Here is a 2,971-nt window from a genome sequence, read left to right as displayed (position 1 = left end):
GGGATGGGGAGGTGAGGGCGGGGTGGGGCGGGGGGGAGCGGGGGCGGGGCGGTCAGGCGCCCGCGCCCTCCGCGCGGAGGTCCTTCTTGGAGATCTTGCCGACGCCCGTGGTCGGGAAGGCGTCGACGAAGACGATCCGGTCGGGGACCTTGTAGGCGGCGAGCCCGCGCTCCCGGACGAAGCGCTTGAGGGCCGTGGCCTTGACCTCCTCCGTGCCCGGACGGCGGATCACGTACGCGCAGCTGCGCTCGCCGAGGTACGGGTCGGGCTCGGCCACCACGTTGGCGTCGTGCACCGACGGGTGCGCCAGGAGGTGGTTCTCGACCTCCTCGGCCGCGATCTTCTCGCCGCCCCGGTTGATCTGGTCCTTGGCGCGCCCCTCGACCACCAGGTGGCCGCTCGGGGTGAGCCGGACGAGGTCGCCGGTGCGGTAGAAGCCGTCCTCGGTGAACGCGCGGGCGTTGTGGTCCGGCGCGTTCCAGTAGCCGCGGATCGTGTACGGGCCCCGGGTCAGCAGGTGGCCGGTGGCGCCGACCGGCAGGTCCTCGTCCTCGTCGTCGACGACCCTGATCTCGTCGTCCGGGGAGATCGGCCGGCCCTGGGTGGTGACGACCGTCTCCGGGTCGTCGTCGAGCCGGGTGTAGCAGACCAGGCCCTCGGCCATCCCGAAGACCTGCTGGAGGGTGCAGCCCAGGGCGGGCCGGACCCGGCGGGCCACCTCGTCGGCGAGCTTCGCGCCGCCGACCAGGAGCACGTCGAGGGTGGAGAGGTCGTACGCGGAGCCGGGGGCGGCGTCGATCCAGACGAGCGCGAGCGGCGGCACGAGGCCGGTGATGGTCACGCCCTCGTCCTGGATCAGCGGGAACGCCACGTCGGGGGCCGGCCGCGGGCACATGACGACCCGCCCGCCCGCGTACAGCGTGCCCAGCGAACCGGGCGAGGAGAGCGGGAAGTTGTGGGCGGCGGGCAGCACGCACAGGTACACGCCGTCCTCGTCGAGCGCGCAGATCTCGGCGGAGCCGCGCAGCGAGTAGACGTAGTCGTCGTGCGTCCGGGGGATCAGCTTGGGCACGCCGGTGCTGCCGCCGGAGAGCTGGAGGAACGCCGTCTCGGAGGGGTCGCGCTCGGGCAGGTCGACCGGCTCGGCCGGGACGTCGGCCAGCGCCTCGAAGGCCCCGGCGTCCTCGCCGACGACGAACACGTGCCGCAGCTCGGGGGCGCGGGCGAGGACCGTGGTCGCCAGGGCGCGGTAGTCGAAGCCGCCGTGGACGTCGGGGATCACGTAGGCGGCGGCTCCGGTGAAGGAGCAGAAGTAGGAGATCTCCGACTCGCGGTGCGCGGGCAGCGCGAAGACGGGGAGCGCGCCGAGGCGGAAGAGCGCGAAGACCACTTCGAGGAACTCGGCGACGTTGGGCAGCTGGACGACGACCTTGTCGCCGGCGCCGATGCCCCGGGCCGAGAGGCCGGCCGCGAGCCGGTCGGCGCGCAGGTCGAGCTCGGCGTAGGTCCAGGCGCGCCGGGCGCCGCCGGGGCCCGCGCGGTCGACGACGGCGACGCGGTCGGGGTGGGCCCCGGCCCGGGTGCGGAGCATCCCGCCGAAGGTGATCCCCTCCCACCAGCCGGCCGCCCGGTACCGCTCGGCGAACTCGGCGGGCCAGGTGGGGGTGGTGTACGGCTCGCCCGAGGGGGCGGCGTCCGGGAGGGACGAGGTCGGCGCGGTCACAGCTCGGCTCCCACGGCGTGGAGGAAGGTGCGGAACTTCGCGGCGGTCTCGGCGGTCTCGTCCTCCGGCACGGACGCGGCGACGACGCCGGCGCCCGCGTACAGGCGCAGGGTGCGCTCCTCGGCCTCGGCGCAGCGGATGGTGACGACCCATTCGCCGTTGCCGTCCGCGTCGCCCCAGCCGACGATGCCGGTGAAGAAGCCGCGGTCGAAGGGCTCGGTCTCCCGGATGACCTCGCGGGCCAGCGGCGTCGGGGTGCCGCAGACCGCGGGGGTGGGGTGGAGCGAGGAGGCGATCTCCAGGGCCGACACCTCGGGGTGGGCGAGGGTGCCGGTGACCGTGGTGGAGAGGTGCCACATGGCGGCGGTGCGGATCAGCGACGGCCGGGCGGGGACGTCGATGGAGGAGCAGTACGGCGCCATCGCCTGGTGCACGGCGTCGACGACGACCGCGTGCTCGTGCAGGTCCTTGGCGGACTCCAGGAGGGCCGCCGCGCGCCGCACGTCCTCGGCGAGGTCGTCGCTGCGGGGGGTGGAGCCGGCCAGCGGGTTGGAGACGAGCCGGTCGCCGCGCCGGGAGACCAGGAGTTCGGGGCTGGCCCCGAGCAGGGTCCGGCCGGGGTGGGTGGGCAGCGCGAAGGTGTGGCCGCACGGGTCGCGGCGGGCGAGCCGGCGGAGCATGGCGGCGATGTCCGGCTCGTCGGGGCCGGTGACCTCCAGGGTGCGGGCGAGCACCACCTTGCTGAACTCGCCCTTCCACATGCGGTCGACGGCGGCGGCGACGCCCTTGGCGTAGACCTCCGGCGCCGGGTGCGGACGGACCGTCCAGGCACCGGCGCGGGGCGCGTCGGCGGGCAGCGCGACGAGCGGGTCGGAGGCGAGGGCCGGTCCGGTGCGGACGGTCTCGGGCACGACGAGCGCGGCCGGGGCGTCCTGGTCGAAGGGGATGGCGCCCATCACGACGGGGGCGGCGTGGCGTCCGGCGCGGGCCTCGGCGAGGGCGTCGGCCACCCGCTCGGCGATCGGGTCGGTGCCGTGCGGGACCTCGCTCAGGACGCCGTGGGCGAGCAGGGTCCGGGTGGGCGTGGCGAGGAAGCGGTCGCCGGCGCGGAAGGCGTCGAGCAGTCCGGTGGCGGCGCCGACGGCGGACGGGGTGGGGGCGGTGGAGCGGACGGGGGCGGCCGGGGGCGGGGCGACCGGGACGGGGGGGGGGGTGGGGGAGGGGATGGAGGCGGAGGCGGGCGGGGGG

The 2,971-nt window shown here is 76.0% G+C and carries 2 protein-coding genes; both read right to left on the bottom strand.

The genetic code is table 11. From position 1 onward, the window contains the following. Positions 1 to 52 precede the first annotated feature (52 nt). Positions 53 to 1,723, bottom strand: coding sequence for a (2,3-dihydroxybenzoyl)adenylate synthase (locus tag ADL08_RS08805; protein ID WP_053641513.1), 1,671 nt, complete (start codon positions 1,721 to 1,723; stop codon positions 53 to 55). Beyond that, complete coding sequence (gene dhbC / locus ADL08_RS08800; RefSeq protein ID WP_053641514.1) at positions 1,720 to 2,949, bottom strand: isochorismate synthase DhbC; 1,230 nt, start codon at positions 2,947 to 2,949, stop codon at positions 1,720 to 1,722. Before dhbC ends, ADL08_RS08805 begins: the two co-directional genes overlap by 4 nt. Positions 2,950 to 2,971 lie beyond the last annotated feature (22 nt).

Origin of the sequence: Streptomyces sp. NRRL F-6492, from assembly GCF_001280125.1 — a bacterium.
Taxonomy (GTDB): Bacteria; Actinomycetota; Actinomycetes; order Streptomycetales; family Streptomycetaceae; genus Streptomyces.
The sequence above is the reverse complement of the archived record's forward strand: the minus strand, read 5'-3'. Positions and strand labels throughout refer to the sequence as shown.